At 44.3% G+C, this 21,452-nt stretch carries 17 protein-coding genes; 8 read left to right on the top strand and 9 right to left on the bottom strand.

Annotated features, from left to right (window positions below; genetic code table 11):
• Positions 1–110: 110 nt before the first annotated feature.
• The 3 genes from NST45_RS15415 to NST45_RS15405 form a co-directional block, all read right to left on the bottom strand.
• Positions 111–1,373: a DNA polymerase IV gene (locus tag NST45_RS15415; RefSeq protein ID WP_036685972.1), complete on the bottom strand. Its 1,263-nt coding sequence runs from the start codon at positions 1,371–1,373 to the stop codon at positions 111–113.
• A gap of 81 nt (positions 1,374–1,454) precedes the next feature.
• Positions 1,455–2,057 carry a YitT family protein gene (locus tag NST45_RS15410; RefSeq protein ID WP_036685975.1) on the bottom strand — a complete coding sequence of 201 codons (603 nt, stop codon included), beginning with the start codon at positions 2,055–2,057 and terminating at the stop codon, positions 1,455–1,457.
• A 1,596-nt stretch (positions 2,058–3,653) separates the two neighbouring features.
• Complete coding sequence (locus tag NST45_RS15405) at positions 3,654–4,520, bottom strand: AraC family transcriptional regulator (RefSeq protein ID WP_036685980.1); 867 nt, start codon at positions 4,518–4,520, stop codon at positions 3,654–3,656.
• A gap of 162 nt (positions 4,521–4,682) precedes the next feature.
• Between NST45_RS15405 and NST45_RS15400 the strand changes: the two genes are divergently transcribed.
• The 4 genes from NST45_RS15400 to NST45_RS15385 all read left to right on the top strand — a co-directional run bounded on the left by NST45_RS15400 (position 4,683) and on the right by NST45_RS15385 (position 8,378).
• Positions 4,683–6,650, top strand: coding sequence for a beta-L-arabinofuranosidase domain-containing protein (locus NST45_RS15400; RefSeq protein WP_339826176.1), 1,968 nt, complete (start codon positions 4,683–4,685; stop codon positions 6,648–6,650).
• Between the two features lie 163 nt (positions 6,651–6,813).
• Complete coding sequence (locus tag NST45_RS15395; protein ID WP_052097463.1) at positions 6,814–7,311, top strand: HIT family protein; 498 nt, start codon at positions 6,814–6,816, stop codon at positions 7,309–7,311.
• An 18-nt stretch (positions 7,312–7,329) separates the two neighbouring features.
• Positions 7,330–7,965: a pyridoxamine 5'-phosphate oxidase family protein gene (locus NST45_RS15390; protein WP_036685984.1), complete on the top strand. Its 636-nt coding sequence runs from the start codon at positions 7,330–7,332 to the stop codon at positions 7,963–7,965.
• 104 nt (positions 7,966–8,069) lie between these two features.
• Positions 8,070–8,378: a hypothetical protein gene (locus NST45_RS15385; RefSeq protein ID WP_076104769.1), complete on the top strand. Its 309-nt coding sequence runs from the start codon at positions 8,070–8,072 to the stop codon at positions 8,376–8,378.
• A gap of 93 nt (positions 8,379–8,471) precedes the next feature.
• On the opposite strand, the gene NST45_RS15380 is transcribed toward NST45_RS15385, so the two are convergent.
• Positions 8,472–10,907, bottom strand: a complete 2,436-nt coding sequence (locus NST45_RS15380) for a glycosyl transferase (protein ID WP_036685988.1) — start codon at positions 10,905–10,907, stop codon at positions 8,472–8,474.
• A gap of 176 nt (positions 10,908–11,083) precedes the next feature.
• The gene (locus tag NST45_RS15375; RefSeq protein ID WP_036685989.1) at positions 11,084–12,139 is read right to left on the bottom strand and encodes a LacI family DNA-binding transcriptional regulator; all 1,056 of its coding nucleotides are present in this window, start codon (positions 12,137–12,139) and stop codon (positions 11,084–11,086) included.
• Between the two features lie 288 nt (positions 12,140–12,427).
• Between NST45_RS15375 and NST45_RS15370 the strand changes: the two genes are divergently transcribed.
• A complete protein-coding gene (locus tag NST45_RS15370) occupies positions 12,428–14,962 on the top strand; it encodes an ABC transporter substrate-binding protein (RefSeq protein ID WP_339823107.1) in 2,535 nt (844 codons plus the stop codon).
• A 1-nt stretch (position 14,963) separates the two neighbouring features.
• On the opposite strand, the gene NST45_RS15365 is transcribed toward NST45_RS15370, so the two are convergent.
• Positions 14,964–15,155, bottom strand: a complete 192-nt coding sequence (locus NST45_RS15365; protein WP_036685995.1) for a DUF6199 family natural product biosynthesis protein — start codon at positions 15,153–15,155, stop codon at positions 14,964–14,966.
• Positions 15,156–15,541: 386 nt separating this feature from the next.
• Here NST45_RS15365 and NST45_RS15360 point away from each other — a divergent pair, with 386 nt between their 5' ends.
• Entirely contained in the window at positions 15,542–16,339 is a 798-nt protein-coding gene (locus NST45_RS15360) for an SDR family oxidoreductase (protein ID WP_339826173.1), read from the top strand.
• 257 nt (positions 16,340–16,596) lie between these two features.
• Positions 16,597–16,917 carry a hypothetical protein gene (locus NST45_RS15355; RefSeq protein WP_339823104.1) on the top strand — a complete coding sequence of 107 codons (321 nt, stop codon included), beginning with the start codon at positions 16,597–16,599 and terminating at the stop codon, positions 16,915–16,917.
• Here NST45_RS15355 and NST45_RS15350 read toward each other — a convergent pair.
• Complete coding sequence (locus tag NST45_RS15350; RefSeq protein ID WP_038574383.1) at positions 16,907–17,584, bottom strand: DUF1796 family putative cysteine peptidase; 678 nt, start codon at positions 17,582–17,584, stop codon at positions 16,907–16,909. The genes NST45_RS15355 and NST45_RS15350 overlap by 11 nt on opposite strands.
• 132 nt (positions 17,585–17,716) lie before the next feature.
• Positions 17,717–17,965, bottom strand: a complete 249-nt coding sequence (locus NST45_RS15345; RefSeq protein ID WP_038570172.1) for a hypothetical protein — start codon at positions 17,963–17,965, stop codon at positions 17,717–17,719.
• 118 nt (positions 17,966–18,083) lie between these two features.
• On the opposite strand from NST45_RS15345, the gene NST45_RS15340 reads away from it, so the two are divergent.
• Positions 18,084–18,725, top strand: coding sequence for a phosphoribulokinase (locus NST45_RS15340; protein ID WP_038570174.1), 642 nt, complete (start codon positions 18,084–18,086; stop codon positions 18,723–18,725).
• Positions 18,726–18,866: 141 nt separating this feature from the next.
• Here the strand turns inward: NST45_RS15340 and NST45_RS15335 are convergent, their stop codons facing one another.
• Entirely contained in the window at positions 18,867–21,428 is a 2,562-nt protein-coding gene (locus NST45_RS15335) for an Ig-like domain-containing protein (RefSeq protein WP_339826076.1), read from the bottom strand.
• Positions 21,429–21,452: the final 24 nt, after the last annotated feature.

The following is a 21,452-nucleotide window of genomic DNA, read 5'->3' as shown; positions in this document are numbered from 1 at the left end:
TATGATTGTCGCTTCATTGTGTGAAAATAACAACCTCAATATAGCATTATAAACGATATGGGATATATTTTAATATAGTTTAAGAAATAAAATGTATAAAGATGCACTGTTTATTTATAGTGCCCGCCAATTTTTCCGGATCTGTCCTTAAGTTGTCCGGCATCTGTGAACGATGCGGCGCGTCCAATGATCGATTCTCCGTATTTATTCTTCAGCGCATCAGTGGCCCGTTCGAGCTCGCGGTAGCGGGGGCGCGACTCAAATAAGGTTAGCTGATATTGGCTTTCGTCAGACAGATTGGACAGGCTTAGATGAATTCGGCGCACAGGCTGACCTTCCCAATGCTGTTTGAAAAGAGCGAGGGCGGCCTCGTATACCAGCTGGGTTGCATTCGTAGGATCGCTCATCGTAGTCTGCCTCGAGAAGCCGCTGGGGTCATCAAAGCTGGCGCCTTGGCAGCCAACAGACACGACTGCACCATGCACCTTTAGTTTGCGGCTGCGCCTGCACACCAGCTCTGAGAGCTCCAGAATGATGGTCTTGATCTCTTGCAGTGTATAGTAATCCCGTGGCAGTGTCATTTGGTGCCCGACGCTCTTGGGTGCTACTTCATAGGTAGCGGGACTTACAGGGCTATCGTCGATGCCATTGGCAATTCGCCAATACAGCTCGGCATCGATATCGCATTTTTTATGGAATTTCTCCCGCATGCGCCATTTCAGCTCGCTTAGCGGCATCTGTGCCAAATGGCCTATCGTTGTGAGGCCCATGCTTTGGAAGTGCGCGGACATGCGGCGGCCTACCATAAACAACTCACTAATGGGCAGCGGCCAAAGTACATCTGGAAGCTCTTCCTGAGTGAGAGTAAATAGACCTTCCGGGTTCTTCTTGGCCCACAGGTCGCAAGCCATTTTGGCGGTAACCTTGGAATAACCTATACCGATACGTGCGCGCACACCTGTATTTCTGCGGATTAAGTCCTGAATGGTCGCAGCGATCTGTCTTGGGCTTCCGAATAAGCTGAGGCTGCCGGTGATATCAATAAACTGCTCATCGATGGAATAAGGTTCTACGAGGTCACTGAATTTGCGTAGAATGTCCGTGATTTGGGAGGAAACATCGATATATTGCTGCATATGCGGTCTGACGACGATTACTTCGGGGCATTTCGCGAGTGCTTCCTTCAAGGTCTCGGCGGTAGTAATGCCAAAAGATTTGGCTAACGGACAAGCGGCAAGCACAATCCCGCTTCGTCTAGCTGGATCTCCGGCGACAATAAGCGGTTTGTTGCTGTATTGCGGATTAGAGGCCTTCTCCACGGAGGCGTAAAAGCTCTGACAATCGGATAACAAAATAACACGCTCTTTATTCATAGATTCACACTCTCCAGGTGAGGTAGAGATACGGTAGATGATTTTCTTATTATTATAATACGAACATATGATCGTGTATATTCATATTTTTTTCCATTTCTCTTCAGTCTCCAAGGTGCAGAGACCTGTGGCCACACCCCCAGCGATAATCGTGAGGATGGAGTGGAAGAAGGTTTCTTTAGAAATTAGGAGTCCTCCCGCGCCGATAATTATGAAATCCGTCAAAAAAATGATGAGTCCAAGATTAAGTGGGAGATACCTTTTGATATATTGAGCCAGCAGATCCGTTCCGCCTGTACTGGCTTTGAACCGCAGCATAAGCCCAAGACCCGTTCCCATTAAAAAACCGCCAATAATGGCGCTGGAAATGGAGCCGAACTCAAAATAATACAGAAAGTGGTACTGCAAAGGACCGAGAAGCTCAATGAGAAACGATGAGGTCAATAAGCCTAATATACTGTTGAAAAAGATATCGCGTTCCTTCAGCCAGGCTAACAGGAATATCGGAAAGCTGCAGAGAAGGACAGCTATACCGATTTTGGCATCGGATAAATAATTGATGATGAGGGCTATTCCTATTATTCCCCCATCTAGGATTTTATATGGGACTAGAAAAAAATTAGTTGCTGCTGCAATAAGCAAACTTCCGATCAGGATGATCGCGTATCTTAATAATGACTGCATATTTAACATCTCCACATTAAAGGCATGTCTTATAAATATGCTTGTCACTTCCAAAAAATTGCAGTGAAGCAAAAAAACTGATTTCGGGCCTAATCATGCGGACCCAGCAGACCCTATTAGGCAGATATAAGGCATTTTTTCGAGCTAACGGACCCAGTTGCAGCTATTCCCTCAAATATGGTCCGATTGCGGGCAAATTATGGGCAATAAGAGCTATACAGTCCGAAACTGCCGCAAAATGGGCCGAAAATCACAAATAGGTGCAATACGGTCCGATACGATCAAGATCGAGCAAAGGTAGCTGATTTCGAGACGTAGACAGCTAGGTTATGCAACAGGTAACAAATTCTGCGCACGGAGTAGCTAGGTTAAGCCATAGGTAACTAATTCCGCACGGAGTAGATAGGTTGAGCCCTAGACAGCTAGTTTAAGCACTGGGCAGCACGTTTAGGAGCAAATTTGGCAGGCGGCGTTCTTTTCAGCAACTGTTCGGACTCAGTTGCTCTTATTTCCATGATTCCGCTCATTTTGTCACACTATCGGACTCGGTTGCAGCTATTCGCTCAAATGCGCTCCTTCTCTGCGCAAATCAAGGGCAATAAGAACTATACAGTCCGAAACTGCCGCAAAATGGGCCGAAAATCACAAATAGGTGCAATAGGGTCCGATACGATCAAGATCGAGCAAAAGGTAGCTGATTTCGAGACGTAGACAGCTAGGTTATGCAACAGGTAACAAATTCTGCGCACGGAGTAGCTAGGTTAAGCCATAGGTAGCTAATTCCGCACGGTGTAGATAGGTTGAGCTATAGGTAGATAATTCCGCACAGTGTAGCTAGGTTGAGCTCCAGACAGCTAGTTTAAACAATGGGTAGCACGTTTAGGATCAAATGCGGCAGGCAGTGTTCTTTTTAGCAACTGTTCGGACTCAGTTGCGCTTATTTCCATGATTTCGCTCGTTTTGTCACACTATCGGAATCAGTTGCAGCTATTCCTACAAATGTGGTCCAAATGCGGGCAAATTATGGGCAATAAGAGCTATACAGTCCGAAACTGCCGCAAAATAGGCGGAAAATCAAAAATAGGTGCAATCCGGTCCGCAACGGGGAATGCTATGAATGATTAAGCAGACGCGTCTCCGGGGGATACAGAGAGTAGTGTGGTGGCTATACGGTGAGTTACTTGCTGATAAGCTTTGGAGGGTCGAGCCGCATAATCAGCGTTGATCTATGGTAAGTATGAGTGCGCCGCGCCTAGGAAGGTAAACTGGTAAAATTATTGCAAGAAGCAAGAAGCAAGAAGCAAGAAGCAAGAAGCAAGAAGCAAGAAGCAAGGAGCAAGGAGCAAGAAGTAAGAACAGCAGAAGGATTTAGGACGGATCACGGGTACACAATAAATGTGCCAATCGGAGTACTGCTCCATCACAATAGTTACTTAAGTTTCTCCGAGCTAGAGGAGCATCTTGCATCCAATTAAGCCATAGCTAATCACGTAAGCCAGCAGCACAGAAGAAAGCCAGCCTCCCACAAGAAAGCTACAGCATCGCATTAACAACGAAAACAGCACGCCTCCATTATGAGACGTGCTGTTTTTGCTGTTATCGGGAATACCGCTTGCGGAAGCGAAGCGGAGAGATTCCGATCTGCTGAGTAAAGCGACGCGAGAAGTAGGCGGTGCTCTCGAAACCGATACGTTCTGCGATCGCAGCTATAGGCATCTCTGTTTTAAGCAGAAGCAGCTTGGCCTGTTCCAAACGGTAATCCGTTAAATACTCCATCGGAGTCAGTCCATATACGCGTTTCATGCAGCGGGCAAGGTAGTTATAATGAAAATGCAGCGCATCCGCCAGAGAGGCATTGGAGAGAGGCTCCGCATAATGATTGCGGATATAAGTCTCTGTCTTCTCGGCAATCTCTACCGCATGACTTTCTGAAGTATCATGCTGCGCTAGATCCATCATCCGCAGCATTTCTTCAAAAATCCTTTGCTGCTCCCAAACTGCACTGGAACGTCTTCCAGTGGACAGCTGTAAAAGCTTCTCAGCTTGTCCACTCCGTTTAAAGGGATCAGGAAGGGGACCAAACTGCGGGATGCGAATGGTATATGGATGAGTAAGAAACTGCCGGAAATGTGTCTCTCGGTTGATATACACAGGCTCGCCTTCAGAGCTTGACCAATCTGCGAGGGTATGAAAATGAATCCAAATAAACGAAGTCAGCTCCTCGCAAGACTTAACGGAATAATGATAGCGGTCAGGCAGCAGAAGCAGCGTATGCCCAGCCGCAACCTCCCATTGATTATGCTCTTCACCGATAAATAGGCAACCTTGCTCTACAATAATCAGATCAAATAAGCCGATATGGCTTCTATTTGGATGCTGCTCTCCGGGTTGATAAACAGTGTGATTGCATTCCAGAAAATATGGAAAAGGCGGCGCTGCGAAATGTACATAGGAAGGACTCACTGTGTTCTACCTCTCTTTTTATCGTAGTCCGAGCTCAAATTGTCCTTGGAAATAGGAGTGTGAAATAGTACAAAAAAGGGGTTGCTTCTGATTATATTTTTTATCTATTGTACGCTCTATAATTGTAATTAGCGAGTATAAAATAAGGCTAAGGGGAAGATGATGATGAATAAAACGATCCAGGATCAGCAAGTTGTAAAAGATCAATCCGTTAGCATTAAAGATGATTTCTGGGGAAGTTATATAAAGCTGGTACAGGATGTTGTAATCCCGTATCAATATGAGGCATTGCACGACAAAGCAGCGGGAGCTGAGCCCAGTCATGCCATTGCTAACTTTGAGATTGCTGCGGGCCGGAAGAGCGGCGAATTTTACGGCTGGGTTTTTCAAGACAGTGATGTAGCCAAGTGGCTGGAGGCCGTAGGTTATTCCTTAAGCATCAAACGTGATCCCGAGCTGGAGCGTCAAGCGGATGAAGTGATTGACCTCGTTGGAGAAGCGCAGCAGGAAGACGGGTACTTAAATACTTATTTTACGATAAAAGAACCCGGCAAACGCTGGACTAATCTGAACGATTGCCACGAGCTGTACTGTGCTGGGCATTTCATTGAGGCAGCCGTTTCTTATTATGAGGCTACAGGCAAAAGAAAACTGCTCGACATCATGTGCCGAATGGTTGATCATATCGATTCTGTGTTTGGTCCGGAAGAAGGAAAAATGCGGGGATATGATGGCCATCAGGAGATTGAGCTTGCGCTCGTTAAGCTGTATCGGCTCACAGGTGAGGAGCGGTATTTGAAGCTCAGCAGCTTTTTTATTAATGAGCGAGGTCAACAGCCGAATTTCTTAAAGCAACAATGGGATAATCTGGGGAGTATCAATTTTTTCACAGGTCAGAAGGAGAATTTAGATTTAAAATACTACCAAAGTCATCTTCCGGTAAGAGAACAGGAAGTGGCTGTAGGACATGCTGTGCGTGCGGTTTATATGTATACTGCTATGGCTGATCTAGCTGCACTTACGGGAGATGATACCCTTCGCGAAGCATGCGAGAGACTGTGGAATAACATCACTACTAAGCAAATGTACATTACTGGTGGGATCGGATCTACGCATCGGGGTGAAGCGTTCACCTTCGATTATGATCTGCCTAACGATTCGGTGTACGCAGAGACTTGTGCATCTATTGGGTTGATCTTTTTTGCACAACGGATGCTGAGAATATCGCCGGATGCACGTTATGCCGATGTCATGGAGCGGGCGCTTTATAACAATGTGTTGGGTTCGATGGCACAGGATGGTAAGCACTATTTTTATGTAAATCCACTGGAAGTATGGCCTAAGGCATGCAGCTGCAACCCAGATAAACATCATGTGAAGTCCGAGCGTCAAGGCTGGTTTGGCTGCGCTTGCTGTCCTCCGAATGTGGCGCGTCTGCTGACTTCGCTTAATCAATATATCTATACGATCCATGGTGATACGCTCTATACGAATTTGTATATTGGCAGTGAGCTGACAACAAAGCTGGGTGGAACAGATGTTGCGATACAGCAAGAGAGTAACTATCCATGGGAAGGTACAGTCTCGATGAAGATTAATCCCGCAGTGGAAGCAGAGTTTGGAATTGCCTTGCGGATTCCATCTTGGAGCCAAGGAATGGAGATCAGAGTCAACGGTGAAGTAATGAATACTGCTGAGAACATCGAGCAGGGATACCTCGTTATCCGGAGACTGTGGAGAGCAGGAGATGTAATCGAAGTGCATGACCCTATGGAGGCACATCGTATCTACGCACATCCGAATTTGCGTGCAGATGCTCAAAAAGTAACGATTCAGCGTGGACCTCTTGTGTATTGCCTTGAAAGTATAGATAATGGTGAGCCTTTAAGCTCAATTTCTTTAAAAGAAGGCAGTGAACTTACTGCGGCTTTTGATGAGACATTGCTCGGCGGCGCTGTTGTTGTCGAGGCAGAGGGGCTGCGTGTAGATAAAGAGGGCTGGAATGGTGAGCTTTACAGCAGAGTAAAAGCACCAGTTCAAACCGTTAAGGTTAAGGCGGTTCCGTATTACTTATGGGGAAATCGTGGCAGTGGTGAAATGAAGGTATGGATTCCGGAAGCCAGCGTTTAAGTTATCGGTAGACATAGATCTCGGGAATGACTGTGTTTTATCAGTATTTTCCAAGGGGGACAGCTGTAATTTACAGTCTGTCCTTTTCTTTTTGCAAAAAGGAGAACACACGCGAAATGGCGAAATTAGAAGAAACATAGAAATATTCTTAAATCTTATAACAGTGGAGGCGGGCAATATTTATAATCATGCTCCAGAGGGTTATACTTGTCCCTTTTGTTTGTTGGTTTCGGGCATTGAAAATGAACATGTGCGTTCTAAGCAAGCGGATATTATTTATAAAGATCATTACATAACGGCTTTTATTGCTTCTCATTGGTATCCGAATAATGAAGGGCATGTTCTAATCATCCCTAATCAGCATATCGAGAATATTTACACATTGGATGTTGAGATCTCAAACCGGATACATGAGCTGGAAATTGAAATTGCTAAAGGTCTTAAAGAAGTTTATAAATGTGATGGCGTTTCTTCTAGACAACATAATGAGCCGGATGGCAGCCAAGATGTATGGCATTATCATTTACATGTGTTTCCAAGATATCATGCGGATAATCTGTATGGCACTTATGGGAAGTTATCGGATGAGACAGCAAGAAAAAATTTCGCCCAATTATTAAGACGATATTTGAGCAACAATAAGAATATTGGGGCTTATTAAGTTGAAAGAGGGAGAAGTATGAAGCCAAACTTTTTCGAAAAAGTTATAGAGTCAGAAGAAGAGTTACGGTCTTTATTTGGGTACCCAAGCGAATTGGTTAACAACAAAACCATAACTTTTATAGATCATCATTGCCGTGATTATATCTCAAAATCCCCAATGCTTTTTATGGCTACAAGCGGTTCGTCCGGTGCTTGCGATGTCTCTCCGCGCGGGGACGCAGAGGGTTTTGTTCACGTGTTGGATGATAAACATTTAGTGATCCCTGAACGCCCTGGGAATAGACGGTTTGATTCTTTGCGGAATATACTTGAGAACCCAAAAGTCGGTTTGATATTCATCATTCCCGGACTTGAAGAAACATTAAGAATAAATGGGCACGCGAGTATAGTTAAGGATGAAGAAATATTGAAACCTATGGAAGCGCATGGTAAAGTCCCGGTCATTGGAATTGGCGTGGAAGTTGAAGAATGTTATATGCATTGTGCAAAAGCCTTTAAGCGGTCACATTTGTGGGATGACGATTATTGGCTTGCGAAAGAAGTATTGCCTAATCCATCAAAAATACTGGCGCAGCATGCCCGCAAACTTGGAGTTACTCCAGAGGATATCTCGAAATCACTAAAAGAAAGCTATGAAAAACGGCTATATTAACATTTTTGACTTAGAAATGGAATGGGATTTGCCCTTCATTGTATGCTATATTTGATCTGGATAAGGCAACTGATCATTTTACAGATAATAATGGAGGCATCACAATGAGTAAACGTTATCGGATGACAAGAGCAATGCAGAATGATGGAGATTCAGCACCAACCCTATCTTTAGAAGAGTGTAAGCAATATTTCGCATCCAAACCTGATTTCACCTATACATCAGTTTTTACAGTAACAGGTGCCACTACCATGTCCATTGAGGGAGATTTCTTTATGTGGAGCTATGGTGATACAACAATCCCATTTAGACATTATCAGGGCGATATTTATGTTTCTGGCGCCAATGAAGCCGTGATTCCTAGAATGCTTGAGGTTGCGAGTGATTTAAGAGCAGATATTGTGGAAGGTTAAAAAAAGATGACCCCTGAATCCTTCAGGGGTCATCTACTGTTAATTTTTGATCCGCTCAACCGTTCGTTTGAACGATTGAGCGGATTTTTTATATTAACCCAGTTCTACAACTACTTGGTGTACAGCACCGTCTCCAACAGGAGTGATGATGTTACCTTCTACAGCTGCGCCATCCAAGGTAAGACTAGCTACACCTTTGGATACATGGTTCGGGTTCTTGATTTGAATCACATAAGTATCTCCACGGAAGACACGGGTGATTTCAAAGCTGTCCCACTCTGTAGGAATACAAGGATCGATCTTCAGACCATTGAAGTCCGCTTGAATACCAAGGATAGATTGTGTAATCGCTACATAGTTCCAAGCAGCAGTACCAGTCAACCAGGAGTTTTTAGCTTCCCCGTGGCGAACGGCATCTTTACCTGCGATCATTTGCGAGTATACATAAGGTTCAGTACGGTGAATTTCGCTGATATCCTCCAAGTAAGCAGGAGCAATTTTAGCGTAAATTTCAAACGCTCTGTCGCCATGTCCAAGTACAGTTTCAGCGATCATGATCCAAGGGTTATTGTGGCAGAAAATACCAGCATTTTCTTTGTAGCCCGGAGGGTACGTAGAAATTTCACCCAGGTTCAGATAGTACTTGGAATATGGTGGCTGTTGCAATACGATACCATATTTAGTATCCAAATGCTCTTGCACGGAAGTCAGAGCTTTTTCAGCTTGACCATCTTCCACACCGATACCGGCCATAACACAGATACCTTGTGGTTCGATGAAAATCTTACCTTCTTCGTTTTCTTTGGAACCGATCTTGTCGCCATAGTGGTCATAAGCGCGCAGGAACCAGTCACCATCGAAACCGTGAGTCAGTGTGATTTCACGCATGTTGTCAATCTTAGCTTCTGCATCCGTAGCTACATCATTAAGTCCGCGCATCCGGCAGATTTCTGCATAGTCCGGTCCAACGAAGACGAACAGACCGGCGATAAATACGGATTCCGCTACGCGGCCTTCGATGTTGGCAGTAGTTTGGAAAGATTCGCCCGGCTCTGTAGAGAAGCAGTTCAGGTTCAAGCAGTCATTCCAGTCTGCACGACCGATCAGCGGCAAGCCGTGAGGTCCGAGATTGTTAGTTACATGCTCGAAGGAGCGTTTCAAGTGCTCAAACAGAGTAGCCGTGTTATCCGGATTGCTGTCAAAAGGAACCTGCTCATCGAGAATCGAAGTATCGCCAGTTTCTTTGATGTAAGCAGCTGTGCCAAGGATCAACCAAAGCGGGTCATCATTAAAGCCGGTACCGACTTCATTGTTACCTTTTTTAGTGAGTGGTTGGTATTGGTGATAGGCACTGCCGTCTTCAAATTGTGTAGCGGCAATATCGAGAATACGTTCTTTAGCACGTTCAGGGATTTGGTGCACAAATCCGAGCAAGTCTTGGTTAGAATCCCGGAAGCCCATACCACGGCCAATACCGGATTCAAAGTAAGAAGCGGAGCGGGACATGTTGAAGGTAACCATACATTGATATGGATTCCAGATGTTAACCATACGGTTCAACTTGTCGTCGCCACTTTGGATTTGATATTTGGACAACAGGTTATCCCAGTGTGCAGCCAGTGCAGCCAAAGCGGCGTCCACTTGAGCGTCTGTAGCAAATTGCTCGATCATAGCCTCTGCTGGTTTTTTGTTGATTACGTTCAGAGATTCCCATTTGTCTTCTTCCGGGTTTTCAATGTAACCAAGGACAAAGATGAAGCTTTGCTCTTCGCCTGGCTCCAGAGTAATGTTCAGGGCGTGCGATCCGATAGGGGACCAGCCGCTCGCTACGGAGTTAGTTGGTTCACCTGCAGCAACAGCTTGCGGGCTTTCCAGACCATTGTACATCCCTACGAAAGCTTCGCGGTCAGTATCAAAGCCGGCGATTTCTTTGTTAACAGAGTAGAAAGCGTAGTGGTTTCTGCGCTCACGGTATTCTGTTTTGTGATAGATAACAGAACCCTTCACTTCAACCTCACCAGTGCTGAGATTGCGTTGGAAGTTAGTCATATCATCTTGTGCATTCCAAAGACAGAATTCTGCAAAAGAGAACAGCTTAACGGATTTCTTCGCGGAACCCGTGTTTTTCACTACAAGACGATGTACCTCAGCATTATGACCCATAGGTACAAAAGCGAGCTGGTTTACAGAGATGCCGTTGCGTTCACCAGTAATGGAAGTGTAGCCAAGACCGTGACGGCATTCGTAGAAGTCCAGATCACGTTTTACTGGCATCCAGCCTGGAGTCCAGAAATCACCATCATCATAAAGATAGTAGTAACGGCCGCCAGCATCCATTGGGATATTGTTGTAACGGTAACGGGTCAATCTTCTGAGACGAGCGTCTCTATAGAAGGTATAGCCACCAGCAGTATTAGAAATAAGTCCGAAAAATTGTTCATTACCAAGGTAGTTAATCCAAGGGTAAGGTGTTTTTGGTGTGTTAATTACATACTCTTTACGAGTGTCGTCAAAGGTACCGAATTTCATGTGAGAAAGTCTCCTTTCGATTGTGAACGCGCGTTTATAAGTTTCAGGAAAAATTCCCTCGAGGGAAGGGATTCTTTCCGTTGTTTCTAAAAGATAGTATTAGGCAGTGATTTCGAGAACCAATGATAGCAGCTTCACAGAAAAATATGTATTCTTCAGTGAATGATGAATCTGTGCTACTTCTTCGGCGGTTGACAGGAATCTCTCTCCACTAAACGAGCTGGAAAGCTGATCGTGCTGAAAGTCGGCTGCTGCGAATCACACAGCTCGATTACTTTTTCCACTGCAGCCTTGGACATTTCATAAATCGGCAAGCGTACAGAGGTCAGCTTAGGCTGAATACGGGATGCCAGCTGAATGTCATCAAAACCAGCAATAGAGATATCCTCAGGGACAATGATTCCGTGTTCGGAGAACGCTTCCATCGCTGAAATAGCCATGTCATCGTTGGAAGAGAAGAAGGCAGTCGGCAAAGGTTCACCAGAAGCAAGCAGCTTCTTGACCTCTTCATAAGCCGTCTCTTTCAGAAAATCACCCTTTAGGATAAACTTCTCATTCATAGGCAGACCATGTTTTTTTAGCGTATCCTCATAGGCCGTGTAGCGTTCTCGACCAGAGTACGTATTCATTTGCCCGCAGATGATGCCGATCTCTTGATGGCCTAGGGAGATTAAATGTTCAATCACTTCTGTGGTGCCCTCGTAATCTTTGGAGTTCACAATGGCCAGATGATTGCGGTCAAGATGCTCCGACATAATCTCTGAGATATCATAATCAATCAGTACAAGCGGAGAATCGAGTCCCACCATTTCGCGGACGATATTAATATCCTTCTGAGTGCCGACAATTATACCACCGTCAATCCGTTTTTGCAGAAAAGCTTGTTTTACCTTCAGAAAATCGTCCGGAGAGTATACCGTATGAATCAGAACGTAACATCCGCGGGCATTCGACGTGTCGACTACGGCATCGACGAATGGTGCAAAGTAATTGTTCTGATAAATTCGGGTAGTGTTCTCTTTCTCGTTCATACTGATGGCGAACAATCCGATGGTATCGGTTTTCTTACCGGCCAGAGCCCGTGCAAAGCTGTTCGGTTCGTACTGATGTTGCTCAATCACCCGCAGCACTTTAGCCCGGGTTTCTTCAGGAACATTGGAATAGTTGTTGATCACGCGGGATACCGTACTTCGGGAAACCCCGGCCAACTTAGCAATATCTTCGCTGCGCATGTTTCCCCTCTTTTCATAAACGCGCGTTTATGAGTTTATTGTAAGCGAAAGCATCGTATAAATCAATCGTAAAAAAAGAAATTTTGCGATCAAGTTAATAAAGGGTGACCTATTTTAAATAGAAGAAGAATCCTACCAAATAATGATAGAGCAGAATAACTAGAAATAGTTTGTATAAGTTTTTTGCGGAGAAAGTGCATTGAAAGCTATGAAAGTCATGCTACTATTGTGATAAAGGTTATTGAGAATGATAATCAATGACAATAAAGCATAGGAGTGAAGGGATCAATGGCAAGATGGGGTCAGAAGTTTTTGTGGGCAGCGGTACTTATAATGGCAATCACCGCGCTGGCAGCATGCGGAACGAATAACAATACTGCGAAAGAAAACGTTGCTAAGACAGAGAATGCAGAGGAATCTACCTCAGCGAGCACTAGCGCACCAACTGAAGGAAGTGGAAATGCCGCAGAAGAGGGTGCAACCCGGACGATTGCCGGGGAATTCGGGGATGTTGAAATTCCAGTTAAACCGCAACGGGTAGCCGGGATCTATGTAGAAGATTATTTGAAGGCATTGGGCATTACACCGGTGGTTCAGTGGTATCATCCAAGCTGGGGCAAACAGGATTATTTAAATCTGGATGTGCCAGAATTCGATATCACGGGTAGCGTGGAGGCATTATTGGAAAAAGACCCCGATTTGATTATTGTGGACGGAGGCGCTGATGCGGCGAGGTATGAACTATATTCCAAGATAGTACCAACTTATCGTCTACCTGAGTCGGTGTTGCAAGACTCAAGACAAATGCTTACAGCTATTGCAGATGCCCTTGGTATTCCGGAGAAGGCGGAATCCGTCCTTGCAGCGTATGATCAGAAGGTGGCAGAGGGGAAAGCTAAGCTGCAACAGGCCCTGGGTCAGGAAAAAGTAGCGGTGATCCGGCTTAACGTAGCGGATAAAACCTTTGCTCTATTTGGTGTTAAAAACCGCTATACCGGTGTGATTTATGATCAATTTGGGCTGACACCCGTGCCTATGGCGGCAGAAATGACCGAATTTCAATCTGTTATTTCTGAAGAGCTTATTCCTCAGCTCGACGCGGATCATATTATTGTGTTCCCTGATAATGGGGGCTGGGATACTGAAGGGAATCAGGAAGCGATTCAAATACTTGAGGGTCCATTGTGGAAGAGTCTGCTTGCGGTGAAGAACGGGAATGTCTATAGAATGGCAGAAGATTTACAAGACAGCAATAAAAAGAGGCTATTCTATAGCTTGATTAACATAGAAGCCCAATCCTTATCGGTGAACGGACAGACCTTAGTGTTTCAAGATCATACCCTGATCATTGTATCGGAAGGACAGGGATGGTTAGAAGCCGAGGAGAAGCGTTTTCCCCTGGAAAAAGGTGTCGGGTTCTTGTTCGAACCGGGGCTTATAAGCAGAATCAATGCCGAGGAGCGAGGACTTAGCTTTTATAGGCTTACTTTTGAAGTAATCGAAACCGGGGGAAGTAAGCAGAGTGGAATGGAAAAGGGGACTAGAGAAGGAATTCTCCGGTCTGGTCCGCTAAGCTGCAGACCTTTTTCACAATGTGCACTACTGCTTGAGGCTATCTATCATAGTCGCAGAAGTACGGAAGAGATTGAATGGTTCGCAGGCCATACCCGCTTTCAAGAGTTACTGCTGCTGATCATGCGGGCAAATTCCTCTGTCATCCAGATGAAAGGAGCCCATGAGGCGGTGCAGCGTTCCATCCGCTATATGCAGGAACATTATAATCACGCTATAACCGTCGATCAATTGGCTGAAGTGGCAGGCGTTACACGTGCACGCTACACACAGATTTTTAAAGAAGTGACAGGGCGGATTCCCTTAGAGCATTTGAACGGACTTCGTATTGAAAGGGCCCAGCAGCAGTTGCTGCTTACGAATGACCGTATGCATGATATCGCGTTATCCGTAGGATATAGCAATGAGTATTATTTTAACCGGCGTTTCAAAAGATCGGTGGGCGTTACGCCCGGCCAATACAGAAGCTTCCATCAGGAAGGGCTGCGGGTGTTCGCTCCTTTTCTGGAAGACTATCTGCTGGCTCTGGATATTACACCGGTGGCGCAATATTCTCATGCTCAGTGGGGGAAGCAGGAGTATCTGTCCCTCAACGATGTGCCTGCGGTTGATATTTCAACTGGCGATTGGCAGGAGCTCTCCCAGTACATGCCCGAACTGATCCTGCTGGATGATGGCTTTCAGCGTTGGCACCTGGATGAGTGCAGCCAAATTGCTCCGTTGTTCAAGCTGCCTTTTCATCAGGAGGATTGGCGTGCCACGTTATTTTCTGCAGCAGCCGTCTTTGGCAGAACGGACCGTGTCCAGGAAGTGATCGGCAATTATGAGCATCGGGCGCAGCAAGCTAAACGAGTGCTAAACCGTTCTGTCCAAGGGCAGACTGTAGCATGCTTAAGAATATCTTCCTACGGAATCAATCTCTATGGATGCGGGCAATTGGGTTATACAGGTAGCGTACTCCATCATGATTTAGGTTTGCAGCCCCATGAATTGGTTCCGAAGTTGACCCGTGGACAGAAGCGGGTGAGCCTAACAAGAGAAGAGCTTGCGAGCCTGACTGCAGATCATTTGTTCATTACCTTTGATCGACAGGAAGGAGAAGGACGGGAACTGCTGGATACACCGCTTTGGCGCAGTCTGCCCGCTGTGCGTAGTCGCTGTGTATATGAGGTGGATTTTATGGCCTGGATGAATTACGGGGTATTGTCGCATCAGCGCAAGATTGAAGATGTGCTAAGAGCGTTAGGGTAAGTCAGAAACTAGTCCAGATAAAAACGAGGATAATAAGTGCCACTATACTGCTGAGGCGAGTCATTAATAAATAGGCATCACTGGGCTCAACATCGCCTTTCATCATCCAGCCATAGCGCATGTACCATCCCAAATGAGGAAAGAAGATATTAAGCAATGCTAACAGTACAAAGAGGAATATAAAAATGCCCATGATTTATCACTCCTTTATCTAATGTATACGCCAGACTATACGGAGCGTTCCCCAACTAACGAGTGAGCTTCCATATATTTATTTAAGCTATCGTAATGAGAACAACGGGATTCTTTTTAGGCGGGGGATACCCTAGCCACCTTGACAGGTGGTTGGGGTATTTTTGCGGCACTATTTAAGGCTGTGTTATCGAAGGTGAATGTTTAGAGGCGTGCTTGTTGTGTTTACATAACAAAGAGTTCGGAAAATATAAAAATGTATTTCTAAAAATAAAGGAGGAATTGATCGATGTCTAACCAATATACGATGCAAGACCTACCACTCAGTACACTAAGGCTGGACCGGAATTTCAGCAGCAACAAGAGGAGCCGGGTTTGCAGAAGAAAATGAATCCAGTACCTGATACAGGAGAAGATACCTATAAAGGAACCGGGCGTCTGACCGGACGTAAAGCGTTAGTTACGGGAGCGGACAGCGGTATAGGTCGTGCTGTTGCTATTGCTTTTGCGCGCGAAGGTGCAGATGTTGTTCTATCTTATATGCCTGAGGAAGAGGAAGATGCAAAGCAGGTGCTCAAGCTAGTGCAGGAAGCGGGTCGTACTGCAATCGCCATTCCAGGTGATCTGAAGGATGAGGCATACTGTGAACAACTCGTCGATACTACGGTTAAGGAGCTAGGTGGAATTGATATTTTAGCCAATATCGCGGGCAAACAGCAATTCGTCCCAGACATCGCTGATCTCACTACGAAGCATTTTGACGACACATTTAAGACGAACGTGTATGCCATGTTCTGGCTGTGCAAAGCTGCAGTGAAGCATATGCAACCGGGCAGCACCATTATTAACACTTCTTCTATTCAAGCTTATAATCCCTCGCCGATCCTTTTGGACTACGCGACTACCAAGGCGGCTATTAATACATTCAGTAAGTCTCTCGCTCAGCAAGTAGCTGATAAGGGAATTCGCGTCAATGTAGTGGCGCCAGGTCCTGTATGGACACCTCTTCAAGTTGTGGGTGGGCAACCGGAGGAAGTGCTGAAGGAGTTCGGTGCGAGCACACCACTAGGTCGTCCGGGACAGCCTGCGGAGATGGCTCCGGCATATGTATTCCTGGCTAGCCAGGAATCTAGCTATATCAGTGGCGAAACACTGAATGCGAACGGCGGAACACCAACTCCATAAGCCGCTCAGCGGAATGTTGATATTGTAAATACGGCGAATCATTCAAAAGTACCCTGCTAATTTTAGTGCGGGGTGCTTTTGTTTTTATATATAGAAAGGAGTATTATCGAATTCGAGGCTTTTTCTCCCATTATTTTCATAGAATATGATCTATACTGATCAAGATTGTCGAATACATAGGTTTCCTGCGATTACCCAAGAAATAATTTGAACGGCTCTAAGTTTTAGGGGAGACCACAGAAAGAATTAGGAGATGTATGATGCGAAAAAAGAAACTAGCAATCCTCACAATTTGCTGTGTCTTATTCATGGCGTGTTTTCAATCGGGATCTGTCCTTGCGGATAAAGGAAACGGAACAGTAGTAGATAGTGGAACCAAGGAAAGGCTGATGGATAAGTATGATCTTGTAGAGCCTGAACCCGCAAATCCAGCAGCGCATGGGAGTCAATACGATTTTGGAATCAGTAACCCTATTTCTTTATTGGTCAGCATCAGTAGGCTGTATTTGTATCCATATGTTTTTGCAGCACAGGAAATAATTAATCATTTGATCGATCAAAGCGAAATTAGTTATTAGTTACTTGTATGTCCTTCAAAATATAATCCCAGCTATCATAATCGTTCATATCCTCAGGAACTTCTAACACACAAATATTATTAATATTCCAACTTAATTCTTGTACCGAGGTTGCTTCACGAACGGGATTAAGAATAAGAATAATAAATTCGTTCGGTTTTAATAAACCAGATAAAATCGATTGTAGCTCTACAGCCTGTTCATATGAGGCGGACCATCTAATGAATAAAGTTTTTTTACTGGTGATTAACTTGTCCCAAAATCTATTAATTCGTAATTCCAGCTTCGCTTTATACGAAGGATAGGTTGTAGACCAGTGTTTACCTTGGTGGATTGGAAAATCATGAACGGAGATAATGTTATATAAAGTATCCTGAATAAAATAGGATTTCACTAATGCATTTTTGTTCCAATTAGGATAGACTGGTATTCCATCCTCCAGAAAAAAATGTGTTTCATCAAGGATTTGCAGATTTATTAATTCCATGAAATTTTGAAATCTATTCTTATACAGTCTATTTACATCAGCCAATGAATAAGAAACCATCCAGTCGAGTGGCATGGAGAATTTCCTCAAGCTATTTCTTTGCAGATTTATAGCAGGAGCACAAGACATCCCTAAGCTTACTATTAAATCATAGCTTTTTTTCACAGCTTGTAATTTCATGGACGCACCCATTTTCAATCAGATTCAATTCCTAATAAATTATATACACCATTTTCTAGGAATGATTGGACTTTAAGTGTAATGAGAAACACAGAAAAAAGAGAGCAGCAATTTCACTGCCCCCTAAACCTATTAGTTACGTTGTAACAAAATATATCCGCTAATGTTTGAAGTCTTTTTACGAAAGACTACTTTAAAACCAACATCGTTGTCTAATAAGCAAGCCAAAGCGGTGTTAAGCAATCCATTGGGTCTCAAGCTAGGTCTGCAAGGCACGGCATTTCCAATAACACGGGCGGCAATAATCCTACGTGCTGATCCAGCAACCAAAGGATTTCTGCTCCAACTGATCAACACTAAATCAGGCTGACGAGTAGCCATGGAAGATCTACCCCTTTCTATTAAGTTTCTTTATATAAAATGCACCATAGATTTTAATGTGCTAAACCATAGCGGAGTAAGGAATACATAGGATCGAGTAGGGAGAGGGGCGAATAATATGGACAAGGTGTTACATAAGATAGCTAATTTGATTAGCGGTGAGGCTAATAGAATCATCATTGGGATTTCGGGTCATGGTGCATCTGGAAAAACAACGTTTGCTCATAATCTTTTAAAGCTTTTGCAGCAGGATGATGTGAATTATATTAATACAGACCCCTATATTGTTGAATCTAGTCTTAGAAAATACACTTCTATCGACTATGAATATAAGAATGAACATTACCACGATAAAGTGACAGCTTGTCATCCTGCTGCTCATTATATATCTGCTTTAGAGAGAGATATTCATATGTTGAGGGATGGGTTGGATTTTTACACCATTGGCACGGACTATACAAAAAGTATGTTCATATCTTCACAAAACAAGATAAATATTGTAGAAGGCATGAGCGTTGCTTTTACTGACCCAAATTTGTATGATCTGAAAATCTACTTATATACGGATGGAGAAACCGAGTTGGTGAGAAGGAGTATACGTGATGTTTCTGAAAGAGGAACGGATATAAATTATTTAAGAAAATCCCATGAACAGCGTAGGATGCAATATGAGTTGTTTATGCATTCTTATCATCATAAATTTGATATCGTTTTAAAAAACTCCAATGAAGAGTATGTTCTTGAAAAGGGAACGTTGTAAAGTCAGCTTCATTCTCGTGGAGTAAAAACAGTGAACAGCGAATCAGGCAATATATTGTGTTGGTCCAGTCGGATATCAATAAAAACACGGAAGCCGCTTTACTGGCTTCCGTGTTTTTGGAACTGTGTAGATGAACAGATGCTATTTATTTACCGCTGAGTCACCTATTGGAGTGAATGTATTCTCCACAGTAATGTTAGAGAACTTAGCATAGTTCAGTTGCTCAATCTTATTGGCAACATCATTACTGTCAACGGCAAATCCGACATATACCGAACCATCCATAGCAATAGTTCGCTCGCCAATTAGCTTCCAGTCTTTTCCGTCCGTTGATCCGTAAGCATAAAAAACATCTCCCTTACGGCCAAGCTTGAGCCAATACCCTTGCTCCACACCATTTATTTTGAACGGAATATCTGGAACAAGTTGAATGCCAGCTTTTTCAGCAGCTGATACGCTGTCTAAAGTTTCAGTTAATTCATCAAATCCTCCGCCCTTAATGTTTCTGCCCGTCAGATAAGATGACCAGCTGGTTTCTTTGGACAACTTCACATAGGAGATACCAAGGGCCGCCGCGGCACTGTCTTTATTCAAGTCATCGCGGATCATTAGCCCGGTGAAGGCATGGTTGTCAACGGCCCCGATTTCTTCGAGCTTCGCGGTAAATTCCATATCTCCGTTCATTTCTTTATACACGAAGTGGAAGTCATCTTTGGTTGCATTGTTTGCTTCTGATCGTTCTGTGCCACCTTCACTTTTTCCAAGCTTTCCGTTGCCTTTAACGGTAAGCACATCATTTGTCATACTTCCGGAACCCTTAATGTACGGATCACCGATATCTGCTGTAGTCCAACCCTTTCCAGCCAGGGAAGAGGTAGCGGTATTGACATGAATGTTAGCAGCTGTGGTCTGCGTCTCATTTCCTTGGGTATCGGTCACTCTTGCAGAGATATAGTATGAAGCATCCGTTAAATTCTTGAGGGTATACGTATATGTGTTGCCTTTTTTGACTGCTTCCCCAAGATATTTAGAGCCATTATATACAGCAACTTTTTTTATTTTGTTTCCGGATTTAGGGGAAGCGTTAATTTTAACTTCGACCTCTTTCCCGGTAACAAATTGTGCATTGTTTTCTGGCGCCAAAAGCTTAGCAACGGGGTTGTCGGCGACGTGTTTCATATCAACTAGACCGTTAATATAAAGCTCAAGCCAGGTGTAACCATTTTTAGTAACCGTTTTGTATGCATCCTTGATGCCCCAGATTTTATTTTTCTTTTCCCACTTGTCGTCTATTCCGTTTTGATTAGTGTCAAATTGCTTATCATATTGTGCCTCAATGACGCCAAAGTCTGAAATGTAACCCCCGACTTCATGTTCAGTGTTGATATATCTTCCCGAGTTCTGCTCGACTTCTGCCACAATTCTTGCATCGATAGCATCGCGACGCGGATAGGTAGCTCCCGCTTGTTGCAGAATGCTTTTTAATAGTGATTCATTCGCTTGCTTTACGCCGGACTTAACATAATTATCAAATGCTTTATTGGTAATACCATGGTTAACTCCAGTACTGTCCGCGGAAAGATATGGTGTGGCTGCAAGGGTCGTCTTTTGTTCACCACTCTGTACACCGGAAAATTTCACATAATCTGAAGAATCATTCAGTAAGCCTGTGAGCTTGCCGTTAATTCTGTTTCCAGCGATGTAGAAACCGCCCAGCTTGGTAGCTTCACCGGCATCAATGACTCTGTTAGTTACATTATCTCTTGTACCTGGACCGGCAATTTCGATATTGTTCATAAAGTTAGTAAAAGTAAAACCTCCGCCATAAGTGCCGTTAAAGCCCCAATTGTAAATTACATTGTTCGAGAACTGAACAACCGCCACATGATCAGCATCTGCAGCACCTGCGTAACCGCCGCCTAGTCTTGGGTTTCGCGAGGTATGGTTCGCATACAGATTGTGATGGAATGTTGTTTTGTCTCCGCCTGAAATACCACCGTAGCCATGTCTTCCTTTGGAATGCCCGGATAGAGTCAGACTTTCGGAAATAATGGACCACTGGATCGTGCCATTTTCGCCTCTATATAAAGATAGAGTTTCATCTGTGTTCCAACTGAAGGAACAATGGTCAATGAGGAAGTAGCTGTTGTCTCTCCCCCAAAGCGCATCCATTGAATCGCTGCCATTATACACATTAGTGGCACCCGGACGGAAAGAGGTGTAGCGTATGATGATATTCTCTGAATTGCTGATATTTGTATCCCAACCTGCAATGGTAATTCCGTTGCCTGGAGCGGTTTGCCCAGCGATGGTCAGGTTTTTAATATTATTGAGACTTAACGTGCTCTTCAGTTCAATCGTTCCGGAAACATGAAAAACAATTGTACGACCCTCTTTAGGAGTAGATAAAATCCCATAGCGAAGGGAGCCTGCAATCGGTTTGTCTTTTACAGCGTAATCTTCAAGGGTAGTTACGATGTATACATCGCCTCCTCGACCACCGCTCGTATAGGCGCCGCCACCTTCCGCGCCAGGAAAAGCAAGAATAGAGGCACCCGCAAAACTTTTGTCTCCGTCTGTCTGCCCTGAAGCTGCAAGTGTGTGACCTCCTAAAAATGAAAACGCTACCGAAAAACTCAATAAGACACCCATAACCTTACCTGATTTTTTACTCTTCCATTTCATCTTTTTGACGTATAACATGGATACAGTCTTATCGCTGAATGC

Origin of the sequence: Paenibacillus sp. FSL R7-0163, from assembly GCF_037969975.1 — a bacterium.
In the GTDB taxonomy this organism is placed as follows: domain Bacteria; phylum Bacillota; class Bacilli; order Paenibacillales; family Paenibacillaceae; genus Paenibacillus_AQ; species Paenibacillus_AQ odorifer.
The sequence above is the reverse complement of the archived record's forward strand: the minus strand, read 5'-3'. Positions and strand labels throughout refer to the sequence as shown.

What these genes read in the sequence shown, in the direction of transcription:
- NST45_RS15415 (WP_036685972.1), bottom strand. Translation starts at nt 1,373, where the DNA reads ATGAATAAAGAGCGTGTTATTTTGTTATCCGATTGTCAGAGCTTTTAC.
- NST45_RS15410 (WP_036685975.1), bottom strand. Translation starts at nt 2,057, where the DNA reads ATGCAGTCATTATTAAGATACGCGATCATCCTGATCGGAAGTTTGCTT.
- NST45_RS15400 (WP_339826176.1), top strand. Translation starts at nt 4,683, where the DNA reads ATGATGAATAAAACGATCCAGGATCAGCAAGTTGTAAAAGATCAATCC.
- NST45_RS15390 (WP_036685984.1), top strand. Translation starts at nt 7,330, where the DNA reads ATGAAGCCAAACTTTTTCGAAAAAGTTATAGAGTCAGAAGAAGAGTTA.
- NST45_RS15385 (WP_076104769.1), top strand. Translation starts at nt 8,070, where the DNA reads ATGAGTAAACGTTATCGGATGACAAGAGCAATGCAGAATGATGGAGAT.
- NST45_RS15380 (WP_036685988.1), bottom strand. Translation starts at nt 10,907, where the DNA reads ATGAAATTCGGTACCTTTGACGACACTCGTAAAGAGTATGTAATTAAC.
- NST45_RS15375 (WP_036685989.1), bottom strand. Translation starts at nt 12,139, where the DNA reads ATGCGCAGCGAAGATATTGCTAAGTTGGCCGGGGTTTCCCGAAGTACG.
- NST45_RS15370 (WP_339823107.1), top strand. Translation starts at nt 12,428, where the DNA reads ATGGCAAGATGGGGTCAGAAGTTTTTGTGGGCAGCGGTACTTATAATG.
- NST45_RS15365 (WP_036685995.1), bottom strand. Translation starts at nt 15,155, where the DNA reads ATGGGCATTTTTATATTCCTCTTTGTACTGTTAGCATTGCTTAATATC.
- NST45_RS15360 (WP_339826173.1), top strand. Translation starts at nt 15,542, where the DNA reads ATGAATCCAGTACCTGATACAGGAGAAGATACCTATAAAGGAACCGGG.
- NST45_RS15355 (WP_339823104.1), top strand. Translation starts at nt 16,597, where the DNA reads ATGATGCGAAAAAAGAAACTAGCAATCCTCACAATTTGCTGTGTCTTA.
- NST45_RS15350 (WP_038574383.1), bottom strand. Translation starts at nt 17,584, where the DNA reads ATGAAATTACAAGCTGTGAAAAAAAGCTATGATTTAATAGTAAGCTTA.
- NST45_RS15345 (WP_038570172.1), bottom strand. Translation starts at nt 17,965, where the DNA reads ATGGCTACTCGTCAGCCTGATTTAGTGTTGATCAGTTGGAGCAGAAAT.
- NST45_RS15340 (WP_038570174.1), top strand. Translation starts at nt 18,084, where the DNA reads ATGGACAAGGTGTTACATAAGATAGCTAATTTGATTAGCGGTGAGGCT.
- NST45_RS15335 (WP_339826076.1), bottom strand. Translation starts at nt 21,428, where the DNA reads ATGTTATACGTCAAAAAGATGAAATGGAAGAGTAAAAAATCAGGTAAG.